Origin of the sequence: Sphaerospermopsis sp. FACHB-1194, assembly GCF_014696235.1 — a bacterium.
Lineage (GTDB): Bacteria > Cyanobacteriota > Cyanobacteriia > Cyanobacteriales > Nostocaceae > Sphaerospermopsis > Sphaerospermopsis kisseleviana.
This window is the reverse complement of record NZ_JACJPU010000072.1, coordinates 1-18,498: the sequence shown is the minus strand read 5'-3', so window position 1 is coordinate 18,498 and position 18,498 is coordinate 1. Positions and strand designations below refer to the sequence as shown.

At 38.7% G+C, this 18,498-nt stretch carries 22 protein-coding genes, 1 tRNA gene and 1 pseudogene; 9 read left to right on the top strand and 15 right to left on the bottom strand.

The features are described from left to right. Nucleotides 1-108 precede the first annotated feature (108 nt). Nucleotides 109-918, bottom strand: a complete 810-nt coding sequence (locus H6F45_RS24715; protein ID WP_096567781.1) for a TPM domain-containing protein — start codon at nucleotides 916-918, stop codon at nucleotides 109-111. 194 nt (nucleotides 919-1,112) lie between these two features. On the opposite strand from H6F45_RS24715, the gene H6F45_RS24710 reads away from it, so the two are divergent. Beyond that, nucleotides 1,113-1,268: a hypothetical protein gene (locus H6F45_RS24710; RefSeq protein ID WP_190348663.1), complete on the top strand. Its 156-nt coding sequence runs from the start codon at nucleotides 1,113-1,115 to the stop codon at nucleotides 1,266-1,268. Here the strand turns inward: H6F45_RS24710 and H6F45_RS24705 are convergent. The 3 genes from H6F45_RS24705 to H6F45_RS24695 all read right to left on the bottom strand — a co-directional run bounded on the left by H6F45_RS24705 (nucleotide 1,233) and on the right by H6F45_RS24695 (nucleotide 2,452). After that, the gene (locus H6F45_RS24705) at nucleotides 1,233-1,706 is read right to left on the bottom strand and encodes a hypothetical protein (protein ID WP_096567779.1); all 474 of its coding nucleotides are present in this window, start codon (nucleotides 1,704-1,706) and stop codon (nucleotides 1,233-1,235) included. The genes H6F45_RS24710 and H6F45_RS24705 overlap by 36 nt on opposite strands. 20 nt (nucleotides 1,707-1,726) lie before the next feature. Continuing rightward, a complete protein-coding gene (locus H6F45_RS24700) occupies nucleotides 1,727-2,074 on the bottom strand; it encodes a YtxH domain-containing protein (RefSeq protein WP_096567777.1) in 348 nt (115 codons plus the stop codon). A 114-nt stretch (nucleotides 2,075-2,188) separates the two neighbouring features. After that, on the bottom strand, nucleotides 2,189-2,452 hold the full coding sequence (locus H6F45_RS24695; RefSeq protein WP_347237802.1) for a hypothetical protein: 264 nt from the start codon (nucleotides 2,450-2,452) through the stop codon (nucleotides 2,189-2,191). Nucleotides 2,453-2,762: 310 nt separating this feature from the next. Between H6F45_RS24695 and H6F45_RS24690 the strand changes: the two genes are divergently transcribed. The 4 genes from H6F45_RS24690 to H6F45_RS24675 all read left to right on the top strand — a co-directional run bounded on the left by H6F45_RS24690 (nucleotide 2,763) and on the right by H6F45_RS24675 (nucleotide 6,555). Then, nucleotides 2,763-3,164: a hypothetical protein gene (locus tag H6F45_RS24690; RefSeq protein ID WP_190348662.1), complete on the top strand. Its 402-nt coding sequence runs from the start codon at nucleotides 2,763-2,765 to the stop codon at nucleotides 3,162-3,164. 163 nt (nucleotides 3,165-3,327) lie between these two features. Beyond that, on the top strand, nucleotides 3,328-4,047 hold the full coding sequence (locus tag H6F45_RS24685) for a hypothetical protein (RefSeq protein WP_190348665.1): 720 nt from the start codon (nucleotides 3,328-3,330) through the stop codon (nucleotides 4,045-4,047). Between the two features lie 354 nt (nucleotides 4,048-4,401). After that, nucleotides 4,402-5,169, top strand: coding sequence for a DUF1350 family protein (locus tag H6F45_RS24680; RefSeq protein ID WP_137666577.1), 768 nt, complete (start codon nucleotides 4,402-4,404; stop codon nucleotides 5,167-5,169). Nucleotides 5,170-5,418: 249 nt separating this feature from the next. Continuing rightward, complete coding sequence (locus tag H6F45_RS24675) at nucleotides 5,419-6,555, top strand: SpoIIE family protein phosphatase (protein WP_096567772.1); 1,137 nt, start codon at nucleotides 5,419-5,421, stop codon at nucleotides 6,553-6,555. On the opposite strand, the gene H6F45_RS24670 is transcribed toward H6F45_RS24675, so the two are convergent. Together H6F45_RS24670 and grpE are read right to left on the bottom strand one after the other, a co-directional pair. Continuing rightward, a complete protein-coding gene (locus H6F45_RS24670) occupies nucleotides 6,552-6,887 on the bottom strand; it encodes an STAS domain-containing protein (RefSeq protein WP_096567770.1) in 336 nt (111 codons plus the stop codon). The genes H6F45_RS24675 and H6F45_RS24670 overlap by 4 nt on opposite strands. Nucleotides 6,888-7,227: 340 nt before the next feature. Continuing rightward, complete coding sequence (gene grpE / locus H6F45_RS24665; RefSeq protein ID WP_190348661.1) at nucleotides 7,228-7,911, bottom strand: nucleotide exchange factor GrpE; 684 nt, start codon at nucleotides 7,909-7,911, stop codon at nucleotides 7,228-7,230. A 521-nt stretch (nucleotides 7,912-8,432) separates the two neighbouring features. Between grpE and H6F45_RS24660 the strand changes: the two genes are divergently transcribed. Then, the gene (locus H6F45_RS24660) at nucleotides 8,433-10,217 is read left to right on the top strand and encodes a M61 family metallopeptidase (RefSeq protein ID WP_190348660.1); all 1,785 of its coding nucleotides are present in this window, start codon (nucleotides 8,433-8,435) and stop codon (nucleotides 10,215-10,217) included. 331 nt (nucleotides 10,218-10,548) lie between these two features. Here the strand turns inward: H6F45_RS24660 and H6F45_RS24655 are convergent, their stop codons facing one another. The 4 genes from H6F45_RS24655 to H6F45_RS24640 all read right to left on the bottom strand — a co-directional run bounded on the left by H6F45_RS24655 (nucleotide 10,549) and on the right by H6F45_RS24640 (nucleotide 13,177). Beyond that, nucleotides 10,549-11,289 (bottom strand): 2-phosphosulfolactate phosphatase family protein, encoded by a 741-nt coding sequence (locus H6F45_RS24655; protein WP_096567764.1) that lies wholly within the window; start codon nucleotides 11,287-11,289, stop codon nucleotides 10,549-10,551. A 200-nt stretch (nucleotides 11,290-11,489) separates the two neighbouring features. Beyond that, on the bottom strand, nucleotides 11,490-11,942 hold the full coding sequence (locus H6F45_RS24650) for a DUF29 domain-containing protein (RefSeq protein ID WP_096567762.1): 453 nt from the start codon (nucleotides 11,940-11,942) through the stop codon (nucleotides 11,490-11,492). 48 nt (nucleotides 11,943-11,990) lie between these two features. Next, on the bottom strand, nucleotides 11,991-12,446 hold the full coding sequence (locus tag H6F45_RS24645) for a DUF29 domain-containing protein (protein ID WP_347237801.1): 456 nt from the start codon (nucleotides 12,444-12,446) through the stop codon (nucleotides 11,991-11,993). A gap of 281 nt (nucleotides 12,447-12,727) precedes the next feature. Further along, complete coding sequence (locus tag H6F45_RS24640) at nucleotides 12,728-13,177, bottom strand: DUF29 domain-containing protein (protein ID WP_137669162.1); 450 nt, start codon at nucleotides 13,175-13,177, stop codon at nucleotides 12,728-12,730. Between the two features lie 143 nt (nucleotides 13,178-13,320). Here H6F45_RS24640 and H6F45_RS24635 point away from each other — a divergent pair, with 143 nt between their 5' ends. Further along, complete coding sequence (locus H6F45_RS24635; RefSeq protein WP_096567756.1) at nucleotides 13,321-13,740, top strand: BlaI/MecI/CopY family transcriptional regulator; 420 nt, start codon at nucleotides 13,321-13,323, stop codon at nucleotides 13,738-13,740. A 15-nt stretch (nucleotides 13,741-13,755) separates the two neighbouring features. Then, on the top strand, nucleotides 13,756-14,595 hold the full coding sequence (locus H6F45_RS24630) for a M56 family metallopeptidase (protein WP_137669161.1): 840 nt from the start codon (nucleotides 13,756-13,758) through the stop codon (nucleotides 14,593-14,595). 44 nt (nucleotides 14,596-14,639) lie between these two features. Here H6F45_RS24630 and H6F45_RS24625 read toward each other — a convergent pair whose 3' ends face one another. The 5 genes from H6F45_RS24625 to H6F45_RS24605 all read right to left on the bottom strand — a co-directional run bounded on the left by H6F45_RS24625 (nucleotide 14,640) and on the right by H6F45_RS24605 (nucleotide 17,900). Next, on the bottom strand, nucleotides 14,640-15,839 hold the full coding sequence (locus H6F45_RS24625) for an aminotransferase class V-fold PLP-dependent enzyme (protein WP_137669160.1): 1,200 nt from the start codon (nucleotides 15,837-15,839) through the stop codon (nucleotides 14,640-14,642). A 22-nt stretch (nucleotides 15,840-15,861) separates the two neighbouring features. Further along, nucleotides 15,862-15,933: transfer RNA gene (locus H6F45_RS24620), tRNA-Asn, on the bottom strand. A gap of 264 nt (nucleotides 15,934-16,197) precedes the next feature. Continuing rightward, nucleotides 16,198-16,746, bottom strand: a complete 549-nt coding sequence (locus H6F45_RS24615) for an NYN domain-containing protein (protein ID WP_096567750.1) — start codon at nucleotides 16,744-16,746, stop codon at nucleotides 16,198-16,200. 195 nt (nucleotides 16,747-16,941) lie between these two features. Further along, a complete protein-coding gene (locus H6F45_RS24610; protein WP_096567748.1) occupies nucleotides 16,942-17,610 on the bottom strand; it encodes an ABC transporter ATP-binding protein in 669 nt (222 codons plus the stop codon). Between the two features lie 14 nt (nucleotides 17,611-17,624). After that, nucleotides 17,625-17,900: a hypothetical protein gene (locus tag H6F45_RS24605; RefSeq protein ID WP_137669159.1), complete on the bottom strand. Its 276-nt coding sequence runs from the start codon at nucleotides 17,898-17,900 to the stop codon at nucleotides 17,625-17,627. 462 nt (nucleotides 17,901-18,362) lie between these two features. On the opposite strand from H6F45_RS24605, the pseudogene H6F45_RS24600 reads away from it, so the two are divergent. Continuing rightward, nucleotides 18,363-18,498, top strand: a pseudogene (locus tag H6F45_RS24600) (photosystem II D2 protein (photosystem q(a) protein)); the annotation flags it as partial.

Below are 18,498 nucleotides of genomic sequence, written 5' to 3'. Positions count from 1 at the left end.
CACCAGTCCCCAGTCCCCAGTCACCAGTCCCCAGTCCCCAGTCCCCAGTCCCCAGTCCCCAGTCCCCAGTCCCCAGTCCCCAGTCCCCAGTCCCCAGTCCCCAGTCACTCAAGACTCAGCACTGGAAGAAGGACGACTGAAAACAGGAGAGAGATAGGCGACTAACAGACCTATTAAAAAAGCGGAAATATTACGAACTAGAGGAATCCAATCGCTGGTACGGGTAATAACTGGGGCAATACCGAAGGCAATAAACAAAATTCCCCACAAAGGTGAAAAAATTAACGCCCACTGCCAAGCAAAGACTTGTTTATCATCGCGGGGTTGAGCCGCAAAGCCACAAATCACACCACCAATAGCTGATGTAATCAGGGTGAGTATCCATTGTTCTCTTGGTAGTCCAGGAACGACGTTACAACCACCTTTGAGTAAACAACCTTTTACTGAATCTAAAGCCTGTAGAATTGCTTGATCTTCGCCGTTTTCCCTGACAAAGTACAAGTTACCAAACCGGGTTTGTAGTTCAATCCAAAATGTGCGGGGTAAAAGTTCATAAACCGCATCACCCACACTAAAACTAAGAATATTACCACCGCGAGCATCTGCAACTAAAAGAATGCTTTTGTCATCCAAACCCCAATATTTGATCACTGCCCTGCCTGGGGTGCGGTCATACTGGGTTAATACTCGCAATTTCCAACCTGTATCCGTTTCAAATTGTTCTAAGTCTTTGACAAGTTTTTCTTCCTGGGGGTCTGGGAGAGTCTTTGCTAAATCGACAACTGGGGTAAATGTGTCCGGTAGTAAGTCAGGATTTTCATAAGCTAAGGCTGATGGTGAATGAATCGCCCAAATTGACCCAGCAAAGCAAAATACTGCAATGGATACTAAGATTTTTCGCCAAAAACAACGCTGCATGGAATTTTTTATACAAAATATTAAGGGCAAAAGTAAACAAGTGCTTTTTAAAGATTACGAGAAAAGTGATACTTCTTTACACTTGTTTACTTTACTCTAATTTAAGGTCAGTTGTCAGGAGGCAGGAAGGAGGCAGGAAGGAGGTAGGGGAGCAGGAAGCAGGGGGAAGTTAATAACCCAATGCCCAATGCCCAATGCCCAGTCACCAGTCCCCAGTCCCCAGTCCCCAGTCCCCAGTCCCCAGTCCCCAGTCCCCAGTCACCAGTCCCCAGTCCCCAGTCACCAGTCACCAGTCACCAGTCACCAGTCACCAGTCACCTATCAACTATTCTTCTATTTTCCGAACTTAGCAATTCTCGCTCTGGCAAAGTTAACTCTGGTTTGTCAGGAATGGATAAGCGTTCGGGGTTACGTCTGGCAGGTTTTTGGCGTGTGAAAGTTTTCCAGGCTGCTTTAACACCAACTACGAAGCTGCGTGTGCTGACTTGAATATTTTGAGCTTGTTTTTTGGCACTATTCAAACTTTGATCTACTTGTTTAACGACTTGACCGGCACTTTTGACACCTTCACTCACATCATCGGTTAAGTCTGTTATTTCTAAACTGGTATTACGAATGGCTTTGAGGGTGGGGGGTAACTCTCTTGAGAGCGTATCAAAAAATTTTTCGGCACTACGGGCGGCGCGTGCTAACTCCTGCACAGCGGGTATGGCCGCTACTAAAACAGCGGTGAGACTAGCAGCGACTAAGAGTATAGACAGTCCCAGCCAAAACAGAGGGTCAATCACGGTTATGCTATTTGTGAGCGTTATAGATTCTGGGTGAGAGAATCAGTGTTTTTAGGTTCAGCCGGGTTTGGCCTGTTTAGGGCTTGGCTTTCGCGTTGGGTGGCTTCTACTCCGGCTGCGATCGCTTCCCGTAGTCTCTCTAGGGTATCATCCCAGTTTTGCAATGCCGTGGCAGAAAGTCGATCAGCTTGAATCTGTACGCTGGTTGATATATCTTCTGCTAACTCTGGTAAGGCATCTGCTGATTTTTTCAAAAGTTTCCGCGTTTCTCTCCCCGGGCGGGGTGCAGCGAGTAATCCTGCTAAAGCACCAATGGTAGCTCCTAGCATCATACCGCCTATAAATATTCCCGAACGATTATTAGACATTTTTATGGTTAATCTTTTATATCCATTACACTCATTTTATGCTGGTTTGATGTTCTGGCAATAGGGAGTCATGGAGCAAGCGGTAGTTGAAGCTGTCGAAACTCACGGTGAAGTTTATAATTTATACTTTTTATACCTCTGCCAAATGTTTCTCCCTAGTAATACGAGGTTAAGAATTTGTTGCACCTGTTGAATTTGCAATTTCAGGTTTTGGTGTTTTTGCCATAATTCATAAATTTGCTGTTGTCCTGTATAAATATTTGCTGGTACTGTATATAATACGGTATGGAGAGCGTGTTCATAGCTGTTTAACCTGTCTGCTATGATTCCTAGCTTGTGTTTAAGTTGCCATAGCAATCGAGCTATGTAAAGCAGCATTATTGAGATCATGATATTAATCAGGACAACTATAATAACCATAATCACCATTTTTACCTTTTTGCTCTCACTGTAGCCCTAACTTCAGTTGTTTGACATTCAGTTAAACTACACTTTAAAGGTGATACTAGAAAAGTAAGCATTCAGCTATCAGCACTCAGCAGTCAGCTAAAACTGCTCTTGAGGCTAATTTGCAAGGATTTTTAATTCCTAATTCCTCGTTAACAATACTCATAAATCCTAAATAATAGCTTATTACTGATTACTGACTGCTGAATACTTACCTAGAAAATATTTAATTTTCAATCAGATGGCGGATAAAAATTTAGAAGCTTTAGAAGCATTAATAGTGAAAATTGTGAAAAAGCTGATCAAAAAAGAACTCAGGAAGCTCAATCAGTATAGTCTACCAATTGTGACAACTGAGGTAAATCAGCAATTAGACAATTTTTTGGAAACTTTTGCAACTCCAGCAGCAACACGCTTTCCAGCAGAAATACTTGATGATGTAGATACCAGTAGTTTGATGAATATATCTACTAAAGAAGATGTGGAACTTGAACGCAAGTTAAGGGAACTGAAATTTAAACAAGAACTGAGGAAAGATTGGATATTATTTATTCTCAAAGATGTCATAGTTTATGCTACTACTATTATATTTATTTTTATTTTTTCGGGTTTTTATTTATTCACTCTTATTCAGAAATCATGATTCGGCAAAATTCACAAGCTGATATTTATATTTTTGGTGAGTTTTGCTGATAGCTGACGGCTGAATGCTTATTCCTTTTCCTGCTATATCATTTCACTTACCATTTCGGAAATTTCATTGCTATATTAGAGTAAATTACTATTTTCATGAGGTTGGTAAAGCTGTGCGTGATGATTTAAGAGGTTTGGAAATTAGTCATCAAGAGTTGGAAAAATTGACTAATTTACCTGTTCATAATGAGTTGTTTATCATTACTAATTATCTCAATCATTGGCAAAAAATGTTAATCGCAAAAATCAAAGGTTCTGAAGGAGCTACGGTAATTTTTATCGGTTGTTCAACTTTGGTTTTTTCATATCTGGTATTTGATGTTATGATCAAAATATTTGCCAGTTGGATTACCATTCCCTCTTGGATATTACTAATTTTATTTAGTGTCTGGAGTGGGGGTTTAAGCCAAACTATCTTATATTTTCTTTGGAGGAGTAAAAGCAAATTACTCAAAAAAAATATGACTAATTCTTTGCAAAATTTACTCAATGATGTGGAAAGATATAATGCAGTGATTAAAGCTATATGTATTAATGATCAAATAGAAGAAGCAGGTAATCCAGAGGTAGGTATCACGCACAGAGAACGAGTTATTCAAGCTTTAAATTTCACTAAATTAGATTTAATACGTGCTTTGAAGACCGAAAGAATTTTGCGAGAAAATAAGAATTTCATCCTGAGTAATGCTGATTTATTTGCTAGTAATTTAGCTGCTTTAACTGCTATCCAAGTGACTGAACAAGCAACAGAACATGGACGATTATTAAATGAAGCATTGCAGATTGCTTTAGATGTGCAATACGAAATGCGAAGGTTACAGGAGCAGGGTTAAAAAACTTCCAAATCAAAAAATAAGTAGTTGGGCAAAATAAATTTTATAGTTAGGAGAGGGAACAGATCAGGAATATAGACATTTTTGTTTTCTATCAATATGTTAAATTAATTTTGCCTGGGTACTCATTTCTAAGCTGATAAACCTTTAATTTACACAACCAGGGCGGGCAGGATGCCCACCCCACAAGAGTTTTAATTTTAGATAATATGGAAGTTAAATGTCCAACAGCTTATTTCCAGCAGATTACTCCCTCGCAAAAATTTTGTTAATGTTCTCTGGCAGGAACAGAGTAATATTAAAGAATATGAAGCACGCGGCAGCGTGGATTTAGCGTAGGTATTGCACATTGATATGGACTGGAAAGAAATTAGAGGCAACTGGGTAATTATTCCCCGTCATCCCATCGGGATCATCCATTTTTTGGGGGGTGCATTTGTCGCTACCGCACCCCACCTGACTTACCGCTGGTTACTAGAACAGTTGGCAGCTAAAGGTTATGTTGTGGTTGCTACACCTTTTGTCAACACCTTAGATCATCAGGCGATCGCCGAATCTGTACTGCTGAACTTTGAACGCACCATAGAACGATTACACTATTCCGGCGAATTACGCAAGCTGTACCTACCAATTTATGGTATTGGACACAGTATGGGTTGCAAACTGCATTTACTGATTGGTAGTCTTTTCCCAGTAGAAAGGGCAGGTAATATTCTCATATCATTTAACAATTACACAGCTAAAGATGCCATTCCTCTCGTAGAACAATTAAATTCTACTTTGGCGATTGAGTTTACTCCCACACCCTTAGAAACTAACCAACTTGTAGAAGAAAGTTATCACATCCGCCGTAATTTTTTAATCAAATTTAGCAATGATAATCTTGATCAATCAGCAATTTTAACAAAAATATTACAAAAACGTTTTCCAGAAATGGTGACAGTACAAACCTTACCAGGAAATCATACCACACCATTAGGTCAAGATATTAATTGGCAAGCTGGAAATTCTTTTACTCCTCTTGATGCTTTAGGACAATGGTTTAAACAAGAAGTATATCGTGATATACACCAGTTAAAAAAAGTCATGCTGTTATGGCTTAATCCTCTTGCATCTTCATAATAGCCCAGGAGTCAGGAATACACACCGATTAATACTTACTTCGATTTCAATTCTGTACTGCTATTAACTGAAATATGCTGTATGTGATGATATCAAAATCTTAGTAAGTAAATGGATCATTAAAAATGATTTTTTAAAACCAAAGTTAGTATTTTGAGACATCATACTACTAACCATTTGTTCATCACTTTCATCTTGTATTTTAATTTGTATTCCTGGGTATAATATTAATTGTATACACGATTTATTATGTTTCAGATTTTAGTAATTGATGATGACTATTCAATCCAGATCCTTCTTAAAAGGATGTTAGAAAAACAGGGTTATCAAGTAATCACTGCTAATAATGGTCAAGAAGGAATTTTACAAGCTTTGGCTTGTCCTCCAGCCCTAATCATTTGTGATTGGATCATGCCAGGTTTATCTGGATTAGAAGTCTGCGATCGCATCAAGAAAGACCCTAAATTATCCTCCACATTTTTTATTTTATTAACATCTTTAGATTCAGTTGCAGATCGCGTCAAAGGACTAGATGCTGGTGCTGATGATTTTATTTCCAAACCTATTGAACAAAATGAACTGCAAGCCAGAGTCAGAGCCGGATTACGTCTACATCAGTTAAATCGGGATTTACAAACCCAAAAGCTATTGTTAGAAACAGAACTAGCAGAAGCAGCAGAATATGTAAAATCCCTTTTGCCCTTACCCATGTCTACACCTCTGACTATTAGTTCTCGATTCATTCCCTCACGACAACTAGGAGGAGATTGCTTTGATTATTATTGGTTAGATGCTGATCATTTGGCAATTTATTTATTAGATACTGCTGGACATGGACTCAGAGCAACTCTTCCCTCTGTATCTGTACTCAATTTGCTTCGTTCCCGTGCGCTCAAAGGACTTAATTATTATCAGCCTAGTCAGGTGTTAAAAGCTTTAAATGATACTTTCCAAATCAATTATCAAAATGATAAATATTTTACTATTTGGTATGGTGTATACAACCGCATCAATCGCCAGCTAATTTATGCAAGTGCTGGACATCCACCCGCAGTATTAGTATCTGGAAAATCTCCCAGTACCACAGAAATAAAACTCCTAAAAACGCCAGGAATGCCAGTTGGGATGTTTCCTGAAGCAAAATATGTGGATGAAACTTACCAAATTGAAAAATGCAGTAGTCTTTACATTTTTAGCGATGGCGCTTATGAAATTACTAAATCAGATGGTAATCTTTGGAGTCTGGATGGATTTGTTCAGTTGCTAGTTAGCTTACAACATTCGGTTGATTACCAACTTGATTATATACTGAAATATTTAATCAATTTAAACTCCAAAGAATCCTTTGATGATGATTTATCTATTCTGCAAATTAAATTTGATTAACTTGTAGCTAGTAAGACTTGATTAAAAGCATCTTGGCTAGGAAAAATTTCTAAAACTTTATTTATACTGGTTAATTCAAATATCATCCTCACTTGATCATTCACCGAGCAGAGAACCATTTTAATATCAGCATCTCGTAGGGTTTTAAAAGCTAATATTAGAGATCCTAAACCAGAACTATCCAGAAATGTAATATTTTGACAATCAACTAAGACAATCTTTACACCCTTTACACCACTTTCTAGAATTTGGGCAATATCTTGCTGAAATTCTGATGCAGTTTCAGCATTTAAATTTTTTTTAAGTGTAAGAACTTTCACCTGCTGACTCATAATTAGGTTACTCTGATTGATATCAATGGTGTTCTCTTGTAGCTAGTATATACCAATATAGTAAATTTTCCTCAAATAATCATCAGAACAATAGAAATATTTACTTACTTTAAATAGCTTATACAATATAAAATTTTTAATAAAAAAATATAATTTTCTAATAAAAAATTCATAAAAAATTGTCAAATTTGAACTGATAGACATCGGCTTTTAGCTAGAAATTTATTCCCTACAAATCAATAGTTGATATTACATATTTTGTTTTATGCTAATTTAACAAATGGTTCGAGGGAACTCCTAACTATAAGATTTATTTTACACAACTGATTCAGACAATCGATCATTGCAGAGGATTTACCTTAGCTCGATAAAGCAGCTTATCACCTTGACGGTATCCAACATAACACACTTTGACTTTTTCGCCTAGTTGGGCTGTTCCCTGCAATAATTCATGCCATTGGGGATCATAAGGTATTTCGGCTCCCACAGAGGCGATCGCTTCCACACCCCAAGCCTGCAATAATTTTTCCAGAGGCTTTTGCACCACAGGTAGTATTTTAACCGCTTCTAGCTGGGGATTATCCTTTGCTTTCTGTGCTGCTGTAGGCCAAAACAACAATAAAGATTCCAAAATTTGTAAACTCGACTGCTGAAACTCTTGCTGTAAAACCTCTCGCTGTTGTTCCAGCATCAGCACGATTCGTTCATACTCTCTTTTCAAATCAGCAATTTCTTGTAATAATTGTTCATCCGTACCTAAGTTGTGAGTTGTGACTGCAAAACCTACAACTTGGGAATCAGAACTTGCAGTTGAAAACGCTGCTACTATTTCACCCAGTGATATCTGTAGGATTTTTGATAGCTTCAGCAAAACCTCTACCCGCACTTGCTCCAGCTTTCCCCTTCTTAAACACAAGATTTGCCACTCGGAAACACCAGCAGCGTCACTCAAAGATTTAAAACTAGAGATACCTACACGCTGCATAAAATTTCGCAACTTTGGGGTGAAATCTTGATCCGGCATAAGGCAGAGGATATAGGTTTTTGTTGTCTATTATACCCCATTTCCTGCATCTTGGGTTTACCAGTAATTTTTCTTGCATTTAATGTGTTTTTTGATGCACCTGCATTCTTTAGATTTATCAAAAAATTGGGTCTCACATCATTCCTGCCAGGATGACTTGACGAAAGAATATACAGTGGACTGTAAGTGTAGTTGGTGTCATTCCCATAGACAAAGCCTATTACAAATAAATCAATTAAGTAAATAGTGATTACTGATGGATATTTAAATTACTAATACTAACCAAAATTTGTATAGTTATATTAGAATATAGTATCTAAATTATAGAAATAGTCCAAAATATTGAGTGACAATTCACGAACTGTCATAAAAAAATCATTAACTCATGTATAATCTATTTTGAAGAGACTTGTTTTAACAAGACTTGCTATTTTAAGATGGTTTAATAAAGACAATAACTAAATTAATTAGTGATTAAAAACTTTTTATTTAAGCAGTTACAAACTCCGTCAAAATAGCAAATGAATAATTCAAAAGTAATTCTTGGTAACAATCAATTACCCCATACTAATGTATTAATTCACTATTGGGTAGCAATGCCCCAACCAGAAAATCATCTGTTTGAGGTAACATTACACCTTGTAAACTACCCATTACCAATTCTTGACTTGAAAATGCCAGTATGGACACCAGGTTCATACTTAGTGCGAGAATACGCTAAGAATTTACAAGATTTTGCTGCCTTTGCCGACTCAGAACCCTTATCCTGGCGAAAAATCAGTAAAAATCACTGGCAGATAGAAAAAGGTGATGCTGCTGAAGTCATCCTGCGTTATCGCGTTTTTGCCAATGAATTATCAGTACGCACAAATCATTTAGATGCTAGTCATGGTTATTTTAACGGTGCGGCGCTGTTTTTAAGAATCCCCGGTTGGGAAGAAAAACCAATTCATATTACCATCGTCCCACCACACCCAGAATGGCAAGTAACCACAGGTTTACCAGCAGTGACAGAAGAAGCCAATACCTTCCTAGCAGCAGATTTTGATACTCTTGTTGATACTCCATTTGAAATTGGTAATCATGATTTGTTTCACTTTCATGTATTAGGAAAACCTCATGAGTTAGCAATTTGGGGAAAAGGAAACTACAAACCGCAAAAACTGCTAGAAGATTTCCATAAAATCATTGAATTGGAAGCACAAATGTTTGGTGGTTTGCCCTATCAAAGATATTTGTTTATACTGCATTTATTTGATCAGGCTTATGGCGGATTAGAACATAAAAACTCATGTTCATTAATTTATCACCGGTTTGGATTTCATATTCAAGATAAATATGAACGTTTTACCCAATTAGTAGCCCACGAGTTTTTTCATCTGTGGAATGTTAAAAGAATCCGTCCCAAAGGGTTAGAAGTTTTTGATTACGATCAAGAAAACTATACCCCCTCTCTTTGGTTTTGTGAAGGTACTACAAGTTACTATGATTTAATAATTCCTTTCCGGGCGGGAATTTATGATATTAAATCATACTTTCATCATGTAAATGAGGAAATTACCAAATATCTGAAAACGCCAGGAAGGAAAGTACAAGCACTTACTGAATCTAGTTTTGATGCTTGGATTAAGCTATATCGTCAAGATGCTAATAGTGGTAATTCGCAAATTTCCTATTATTTAAAAGGGGAAATGGTATCACTATTGCTGGATTTGTTAATTCGCTCTCTTCATCATAATCAATTGTCTTTTGATGATGTCATGCGGAAAATGTGGCAGCAATTTGGTAAAGAGGAAATAGGTTATACTCCAGAACAATTAAAGGAGGTAATTGAAACTGTCGCCGGCACAGATTTAACGGATTTCTTTGATCGCTATATTCATGGATTGGATGAGTTACCATTCAATCAATATTTAGAACCTTTTGGTTTAAAATTGGTAGAAGAATTAGAGACAGAACCATATTTAGGTGTGAGAATCAAAACTGAACATGGACAGGAAATAATCAAATTTGTCGAGATGGGTTCTCCTGCATACACAGCAGGAATTAATGCAGGTGATGAATTATTGGCAATTGATGGTATTAAGGTAGGAAAAAATCAGTTAAGTGAACGGTTAAAAGATTACCAACCCAACGATACTATCAACATCACTGTTTTCCACCAAGACGAACTGCGTAACTATTCCATCACCTTAGCACCACAACATCCTCATAAATATCAATTACGTCCAGTAGAAGATCCTGATACTACTCAGCAAGAGAACTTTTTAGGTTGGTTAGGTGTGCCTTTATCAGCTATTAAGTAAGGTTTGCTGAATAAACCTAAAACCTTGATATATCAAAGGTTAGAGGCTGATAAACACAGAAATTAGTGCAAGGGTTTTGAAGGGTATACCGGAAAAAGTGTGCATTTTTTGGGATTTCAAGAGATGGCAAAGAAATTTTCAAATCTTCTCCTGACTCCTGACTCCTGACTCCTGACTCCTATGCCCTCACGGAAAGACTTTCTCAGCAACCCCTAAGTAAGGGAGATAGGGAGATAAATTTTAGATTTTAGATTTTAGATTTTAGATTGGAGACTACAAAAACAATCCAAAATCCAAAATCCAAAATCCAAAATACATAACTCCTGCCTCCTTACTGATTCTGACTTTTTAAAACACCTGCTTCGTGTTGCATTGGTAAAACATCTAAAATATCGGTTTGGGAGCAATATTTTAAATCTTCTAAACATTCCAGGCGTAATAATCGCTTACCGTGACTAGCTTGATGGAATAATCCCAGTAAGTCATTTTGCCATTGTGAATAAAGAGCGATCGCACTGGTAACTTCATCATTCCCAGCTATTTCTTCCAGGGAAGAATCGGTTTGTTGCCAAATACTATGAGCGATCGCACCTGCACAAACAGTATCCTCTAAAGAAAAACTACCTTCCCAACCTGAACCAACGATCCAAATGGTTTCTGGTTGTTTTTCTAAGAGAAATTTCACCACCGCAGACCGATTAATTAAAGCTGCTGCAAGGACAATAGGAGCTTGTTGAATGCGCTGTAAGGCACGAGTACCATTAGTGGTACTGATAAACAAGCGTCGCCCTTGTACTAATTCTGCTGTGCAATCTAGGGGCGAGTTACCCAACTCAAAGCCAGACACTTTTGCGCCGCCTCTTTCTCCAGCCCGTAATCGTTTTTCGGCAGGCCATTGTTCACTCACTGCCATGAGTTGATCTAAATCACTAAAAACTTGCACTGCCTCGCCTCCAGCCGCTAACACTGTCGCTATTGTGCTAGTGGCTCGCAAAACATCAACAGCGATCGCGCATTCTGGCGTTGCCTCAGTTGGGGTTAATTCTGGAGTATGATATACAAATATCTTCACGGGCTAGATATACCTGCTCTATACTACTGCGGTTATATTCTACCCACTTGATGTCACTCACTGGCTATCTTCAAATCTCGATCTTTATAAGAAAATGGGCTGAAAACCCTTGAGGTTGAGTTTTGGAGGGTGGCAGAAAAACTTAACCGTCCTTCAAGATAGAAAAAACTCGAGATTGTCTACATGAGGATTTCTCATTTTTAATCTTCCCAAAAATCCACATTCAGCATCGCTTCAAGATCAGGACTAAATGGCCATGTATCAGGAAACTCGCACTGCGGATAACCCCGACGCACAATTTTGAGAGTATCTTCGTAAACTTCATCAAAAACTTCGTGAAAATAGGGCTTTAAACTCGGTGCTTGTTTGAGTAATCGCTTCAGAGATACCCTTTGCTTATCAATGGATTCTACCCAACCACGATAACAATCAGGCATATTTACATAAGTCCGCTTGAGAAGATGTTCAAGAAGTTCTCCTAGCCGGTTTTCAAGTTCGTGTTTTTGCGATCGCCCCAAACTCTCTATCTCCTCAATCAGATTCTCAAAATCTAACCCCTCAATATCCCTACTCCGTAACTTATTGACTGTATCTTCAATCCACAGTAAATAATCTTGCTCATATAAAGATACTGCAATTTGTGTCTGTGTCATTGCTTGATATCCTCATTCAAGTGTAAATAAATATTTTTAACTATTTAACTATTCCCAAAAATCCACATTCAACATCGCTTCAAGATCACGGCTAAAAAGCCATGTATCAGGAAACTCACACTGCGGATAACCATTGCGGACAATTTTCAGAGCTTCTGCGTAAGCTTCATCAAACACTTGGCTAAAATAAGGCTTGAGACTGGGTGAATTTTTGAGTAACTTTCTGAGTCCATTCCTTTGTTTAATGATTGATTCTACCCACCCGCGATAACAATCGGGCATATTTACGTATTTTCGCTTGAGGATATGCTCCAAAAGCTCTTCCAGCCGATTTTCTAGTTCTCGTTTGTCCGATCGCCCCAAACTCTCTATCTCCTCAATCAGATTCTCAAAATCTAACCCCTCAATATCCCTACTCCGTAACTTATTGACCGTATCTTCAATCCACAGTAAATAATCTTGCTCATATAAAGATACTGCAACTTGTGTCTGTGTCATTGTCATTGCTTGATATCCTCATTCAAGTGTAAATAGGGTTTGCTGAATAAACTTAAAACCTTGATAAATCAAGGGTTTCAGGTGGAAAATCAGGAAAAAAGTGCAAGGGTTTTGAAGGGTATACCGGAAAAAGTGTGCATTTTTTGGGATTTCAAGAGATGGCAAAGAAATTTTCAAATCTCCTCCTGACTCCTGACTCCTGACTCCTGACTCCTATGCCCTCACGGAAAGACTTTCTCAGCAACCCCTAAATAAATATTTTTAACTATTTATTTTTAACTATTTAACTATTCCCAAAAATCCACATTCAGCATTGCTTCAATATCACGACTAAACGGCCATGTATCTGGAAACTCGCACTGCGGATAACTCTTGTAAACAACTTTGAGAGCATCTGCATAAGCTTCATCAAACACTTTGGCAAAATATGGTTTTAGGCTAGGTGAATCTTTTAATAAATCTCTAATGCCAATTCTTTGTTTAATGATTGATTCTACCCACCCGCGATAACAATCTGGCATATTTAGGTATTTTCGCTTGAGGATATGTTCCAAAAGCTCCCTGAGTCTACTTTCCAGTTCTCGTTTATCTGATCGCCCCAAACTCTCTATCTCCTCAATCAGATTCTCAAAATCTAACCCCTCAATATCCCTACTCTGTAACTTATTGACTGTATCTTCAATCCACAGTAAATAATCTTGCTCATATAAAGATACTGCAACTTGTGTCTGTGTCATTGCTTTATTTACCTGACGTGACCTAACTTAAGTTTAAGTTAAAGCCAGTTGAGAATGTTTAAGTTGATATTTTTAAGAGTGGCAAACCGACAATCAAACTGTAACCTGGAAATATAAACAACTTCATCGCTCAAACCATCAACATGGCTCCATTACCAGATTACCGTCCTAAGCAATTATCCGTCGGTCCTTTGGAAGCAGAAATTCTCAGCATTGTCTGGGAACTTGGTTCAGCTACAGTCAAAGATGTACACGATCGCATTCTTGCTGATCCTAACCGCGAACTAGCTTATACATCTGTCACCACCGTTTTACGTCGTCTCACGGAAAAAGGTTGGTTAGCTTGCGATAAACAAGGAAAAGCCTTTTATTGGCGGCCACTGCTAACAAAACAACAAGCAGAGATGATTAAAGCCCATGAGCAACTACAGCGATTTTTAGCAGTAGGTAATCCTGATGTAGTTGCCGCCTTTGCTGATAGTTTAGATGAAGCAGCTAGTGAACAAATAGAAGCGATCGCCAAACGCATTCAAGCTGCACGTCAAGCCAGGGGAGAAAAATAGGAGACAAATCACATTATGCACCTACTCATGATTTTAATTGCTGTAGCGATCGCCTACAGTTTACGACATTATGCCCACATCCCCGCAGGAAATTGGCATTTAAGATGGCGAAAAACTCTATTTTTATTCCTCTTTCCTCCCTTACTCATCTTCATGACTGTCACCGCTGTGTTTTGCATGGGTACACAGGGGAAAATGGGGGGAATGTCTACAGGTTCTTTTAGCTATCTCCTGTCCTTAATTTTTCTCGCTATTTTCAACATTTTAGGAATTAAACAGGCTTTTCAAGGTTGGAAATCTGTAAAATCTGCCCGTGAATGTCCACAAATCAATCTAGCAGGTAAACAAGTCCGAATCCTAGAAACAAAGGCTTTATTTGCCGGTCAAATGGGATTTTGGCAACCAGAATTAGTAGTCAGTCAAGGATTACTAGAAACTCTCTCCCCAGAACACCTAGAAAGCGTCCTCGCACACGAACAAGGACATTACCAGTATAGGGATACATTCTGGTTTTTTTGGCTCGGCTGGGTGCGTTCTTGTACCTCCTGGTTGCCAAATACAGAAGCACTTTGGCAAGAATTATTAATGTTGCGAGAATTAAGGGCTGATAGTTATGCAGCATCCCAAGTAGATCCCCTAATTTTAGCTGAATCTTTATTGTTAGTGGTGAGTAACCAAACCCTAACATCAGAAGTTTGCTGTGCAGCTTTAGGTTCTTCTGCGGTTGATAGGTTAGAACAAAGAATAGACGCTTTGTTAACACCAACAGAACCAAATTCAGAAATGCCATTACAATCTTGGCATATTTTTCTATTAGCATTTCTGCCTTTAGTAACGGTGATTTTCCATACCTAATCACCCAGATCCCTGATTTCTTCAAGAAGTCGGGGATCTATCCATTAATCCAACAAATCTTTTAACACCTTCCCCAAATCCTCATAATGCTGAAGTTGATTATAAATCTGTGCAGAAACTCGGATCAACAAACGCGGATTTTCCTCCCAAGGTATCACAGGTACTTCAATTCCAAATCTATCCAATAACTGATCATGGAAAAACATAAAATCCCAATCTGCCAACTTTCCATAAATTGGTAAAACTGCCATTGAACCAATCATTTCTTCTGGACAAACTGGTGCAACTTCCAACACTTCACAAAGTAACTTTCTTGCTGCTAAAACCATCTGGTGATTACGCTGCATTAATTCTATCCACCCACCAGGTAACAGCGAACCCATAAAATCAATTGCTTCCGGTACGCACATATAAGCAGTAGGATCATCCGTACCCATCCAGTCAAATTCCAATTGAAAGCGACTTTTATCAGTGCGGGGAGAATTTGCACCATGACTAATTGTTAAAGGGCGGATTTTTGTTTGTTGATCCCTTTGCACATATAAAAAACCTGCACCCTTGGGCGCACATAACCATTTATGACAATTACCTACATAATAAGTTGCGCCAATTTCCACTAAATTTAAAGGAATCATCCCCGGTGCATGAGAACCATCAACCAGGGTATCTACTCCCTGTGCTTGCAACTGCTTAACTAACTCTTGAATAGGAAAAATTAACGCCGTTTGGCTAGTAACATGATCTAACAGTGCTAATTTTGTTCTTGGTGAAACCTGTTCCATCACTGCTGTCACCACTTCTTGCGGTGAAGCAATAGGAAAAGGAATTTTAGCCACCACCACCCGCGCACCTGTGCGACTCGCAACAAAATCTAAGGCATTTCTGCAAGCGTTATATTCATGGTTAGTGGTGAGAATTTCGTCTGCTGGTGCAAAACTCAATGACCTGAGTACAGCATTTACCCCAGTGGTTGCATTCGGCACAAATACCAAATCTTCAAAATCACTACCAACAAACTTTGCTAATTTGCTTCTAGCATGATCTATCAATATTTCCCAGTCTCGACCAAAAAACCGCACAGGTTCAGCTTCTAGTTGTTGACGTAATCTTTGCTGAACTTCCAAAACCGCTTTTGGACAAGCACCAAAAGACCCATGATTGAGAAATATCACCTCTGGTTCAAGTGACCAAAATTTCTCAAAATCAAAAGCATGAAGATTGAAATTTGTGTTTTCTTCCTTCATGCTTTATCCTCTATTTATTGAACTCCCCAGGCCGGATTCGAACCAGCGACCAATCGATTAACAGTCGATCGCTCTACCGCTGAGCTACTGAGGAACGCTCGCAACGATTACTATATTAGACTGAAAATCAGATGATGTCAACTACTTTGGCAAAATTTTTTTTATTTATTTTTTTATTTAATTTTCTATGTTGTTTTTATACTGCTGGTACATATAGCCGTACACAGAGTAGTGAGGACATCAATTAATCATGAAACTCTGACTACAAAAGGGTTTCACTCCTGACTCTTGCTGTATAATTGATTCCAGGCTAAAGCCACTCCCGGTAAGGAGTTCAGACATTTTTGCCAATCGTAAATTAAAGTCCCATTCTTAATTGTGCTAACTTCTGCCTAGCCTGATCATCAATAGCATTAGCCAAAAATCTGCCTTTGGGTTGTTTCTTGGGTTGATATCTATGACGCATCCGACAAACCGTAGCTTCCACCTCACCGCATAATTGATGTGCTGATAACCATTGGGCACCATACCCCTGAACCATCAACTGCTGCGCTCGGTCTGATGTGGCAACAATGACGCGAGAAATTAAACATTGGGCGATTTGGTGACGTAAACCCGCACAAGCTTTTTCAATGTAAGTATCTGCGGTCTGTCCAAAGTCTGTGTAATGCACTGTGAGAAATTCTGTAATCATTTCTCGACTACCAGCAGCATTTTGATATTGAGCATCAAAGATAATTTGAGTTTCATATCCTTGAAACGCGCTATAATTAGTTATAGCTTCCACTAATTCACCGCGTGCTGCCTCTAGTCCAGCATCATCACGAGTTTTTTTCAAGCAAGGCCAAGCGCCTATAATGTTGTAACCATCCACTAACAAAATGGATGGGATGATAGAACGGGGCATGGTTTTTAATCACAATTATCTAGAGTTAACAAAAATCATTCATAAGACTTATAGTAATTGAAGCATCACTTGTAACACTATGTTACAGAGAATAAAATTGGTGACTGGTGATTGGGGATTGGGGATTGGGGATTGAGTAGACTTAAATCTATGGGCATTATAAGTTTGGTGATTGGTGAATATCGTTTCATTTCATCACCCATCACTACCAATAAGTCGCTGTTTTAGGCGTTCAGCTTCACCAGCGTCAACTAAAACACCCTTTTCTAATAAAAAAGCGCCATCACAATAATTTAACTCATCTAAACGGTGTGTTACCCACAAAGCCGTAATACCGCGACTTTTCACCAAACGACGCACACTAGCTACTAAATCTAATTGACTATCTGGATCTAATAAAGCCGTGGGTTCATCTAATAATAAAACTTCACAGTGACGAGCGATCGCCCCAGCAATAGCCACACGCTGTTTTTGTCCACCAGAAAGCGCATAAATAGGCCTGCGTTGTAAAGATAGTAAATTTACTGCGCCTAAAGCCTCCTCTACCCTAGCTTTTACCATAGCAGGAGGTAGTTTTTCTTCCACCAATCCAAAAGCCACATCAGCGCCAACAGTGGGCATAACTAATTGATGATCAGGATTTTGGAACACAAAACCCACAGGAGGAGAAATACCAATTTCCCCAGACTGGGGAGCTAATAAACCAGCTATTAACCTTAAAAGAGTTGACTTCCCACTGCCATTAGTCCCCAAAAGCATCCAAAATTCACCTTTAGGGACTTTGAGAGAGCAAGATTTAATTACTTGCTCCCCACTAGGCCAAAAGAAGTTCAAATTATTAACTTCAATGCCTACTACCGTCATTTTTATACCTTGGTTTATTCAGCCATAGTGAAAGCAGCAAAGCCCGGAGCTTTACCACTGCTACTAGCTGCACCATCTTTCTGCGAAATTTGGACTCCCGAAATTTCACTAGCACGGACAGCAATTTTTTTCTCAGTTTTGCCTTCGCACTTGAGTTCAACAAGATCAGGGTTGCCAGTACGCATTGCTGCCAAAATCAGCTGATAAACAGCTTCAGCATCTTCAGCAGACTTACGTTGTACTGAGATCGGGAAAGCAGTATTTCTGATGCTTAAGTCGATGGTAAACATTTAGAATTAATCACATTTCACTGACTGTAGGAATAATTCTAGCGTTATTGGTGATTGGGGATTGGTGATTGGTGATTGGTGATTGGGGATTGGGGATTGGGAATAATATTATCCATTACCCATGACCAAGATTAAAATTTATCTCCATTGACACTCCCCGACCTAAAGGTGCGGGGATTCTTGGTTCAACGAGTCCACTTAGGCTTCAAGCAACTGCCGTCCCCTTGCCTAAAGGACAGTTAAGTTTTTCCGCCATGCTCCAAAACATAACCTCAAGGGTTTTCAGCCTTTTTTCTGATGACACTGGAAAAATTAGAGAAAAGCACTTATTATGATTAGAGACCGTAAAAAATTGTAAACTAGGTTGACAATCTGGTTATACTTCTGTTTATGGAAGGTCATGTCATAGCCACCCATAAACAGATAAAATCCGTACTTATAAATTTTTGGAGATTCTTTCTCATGACCATAGCAGTTGGACGCGCCCCGTCAAGAGGGTGGTTTGACGTACTAGACGACTGGTTAAAGCGCGATCGCTTCGTATTCGTAGGTTGGTCAGGTGTTTTATTATTCCCCTGTGCCTTCCTCGCATTAGGCG

What these genes read in the sequence shown, in the direction of transcription:
- H6F45_RS24715 (WP_096567781.1), bottom strand. Translation starts at nt 918, where the DNA reads ATGCAGCGTTGTTTTTGGCGAAAAATCTTAGTATCCATTGCAGTATTT.
- H6F45_RS24710 (WP_190348663.1), top strand. Translation starts at nt 1,113, where the DNA reads ATGCCCAGTCACCAGTCCCCAGTCCCCAGTCCCCAGTCCCCAGTCCCC.
- H6F45_RS24700 (WP_096567777.1), bottom strand. Translation starts at nt 2,074, where the DNA reads ATGTCTAATAATCGTTCGGGAATATTTATAGGCGGTATGATGCTAGGA.
- H6F45_RS24695 (WP_347237802.1), bottom strand. Translation starts at nt 2,452, where the DNA reads ATGCTGCTTTACATAGCTCGATTGCTATGGCAACTTAAACACAAGCTA.
- H6F45_RS24690 (WP_190348662.1), top strand. Translation starts at nt 2,763, where the DNA reads ATGGCGGATAAAAATTTAGAAGCTTTAGAAGCATTAATAGTGAAAATT.
- H6F45_RS24680 (WP_137666577.1), top strand. Translation starts at nt 4,402, where the DNA reads ATGGACTGGAAAGAAATTAGAGGCAACTGGGTAATTATTCCCCGTCAT.
- H6F45_RS24675 (WP_096567772.1), top strand. Translation starts at nt 5,419, where the DNA reads ATGTTTCAGATTTTAGTAATTGATGATGACTATTCAATCCAGATCCTT.
- H6F45_RS24670 (WP_096567770.1), bottom strand. Translation starts at nt 6,887, where the DNA reads ATGAGTCAGCAGGTGAAAGTTCTTACACTTAAAAAAAATTTAAATGCT.
- grpE (WP_190348661.1), bottom strand. Translation starts at nt 7,911, where the DNA reads ATGCCGGATCAAGATTTCACCCCAAAGTTGCGAAATTTTATGCAGCGT.
- H6F45_RS24660 (WP_190348660.1), top strand. Translation starts at nt 8,433, where the DNA reads ATGAATAATTCAAAAGTAATTCTTGGTAACAATCAATTACCCCATACT.
- H6F45_RS24650 (WP_096567762.1), bottom strand. Translation starts at nt 11,942, where the DNA reads ATGACACAGACACAAATTGCAGTATCTTTATATGAGCAAGATTATTTA.
- H6F45_RS24645 (WP_347237801.1), bottom strand. Translation starts at nt 12,446, where the DNA reads ATGACAATGACACAGACACAAGTTGCAGTATCTTTATATGAGCAAGAT.
- H6F45_RS24640 (WP_137669162.1), bottom strand. Translation starts at nt 13,177, where the DNA reads ATGACACAGACACAAGTTGCAGTATCTTTATATGAGCAAGATTATTTA.
- H6F45_RS24635 (WP_096567756.1), top strand. Translation starts at nt 13,321, where the DNA reads ATGGCTCCATTACCAGATTACCGTCCTAAGCAATTATCCGTCGGTCCT.
- H6F45_RS24630 (WP_137669161.1), top strand. Translation starts at nt 13,756, where the DNA reads ATGCACCTACTCATGATTTTAATTGCTGTAGCGATCGCCTACAGTTTA.
- H6F45_RS24625 (WP_137669160.1), bottom strand. Translation starts at nt 15,839, where the DNA reads ATGAAGGAAGAAAACACAAATTTCAATCTTCATGCTTTTGATTTTGAG.
- H6F45_RS24615 (WP_096567750.1), bottom strand. Translation starts at nt 16,746, where the DNA reads ATGCCCCGTTCTATCATCCCATCCATTTTGTTAGTGGATGGTTACAAC.
- H6F45_RS24610 (WP_096567748.1), bottom strand. Translation starts at nt 17,610, where the DNA reads ATGACGGTAGTAGGCATTGAAGTTAATAATTTGAACTTCTTTTGGCCT.
- H6F45_RS24605 (WP_137669159.1), bottom strand. Translation starts at nt 17,900, where the DNA reads ATGTTTACCATCGACTTAAGCATCAGAAATACTGCTTTCCCGATCTCA.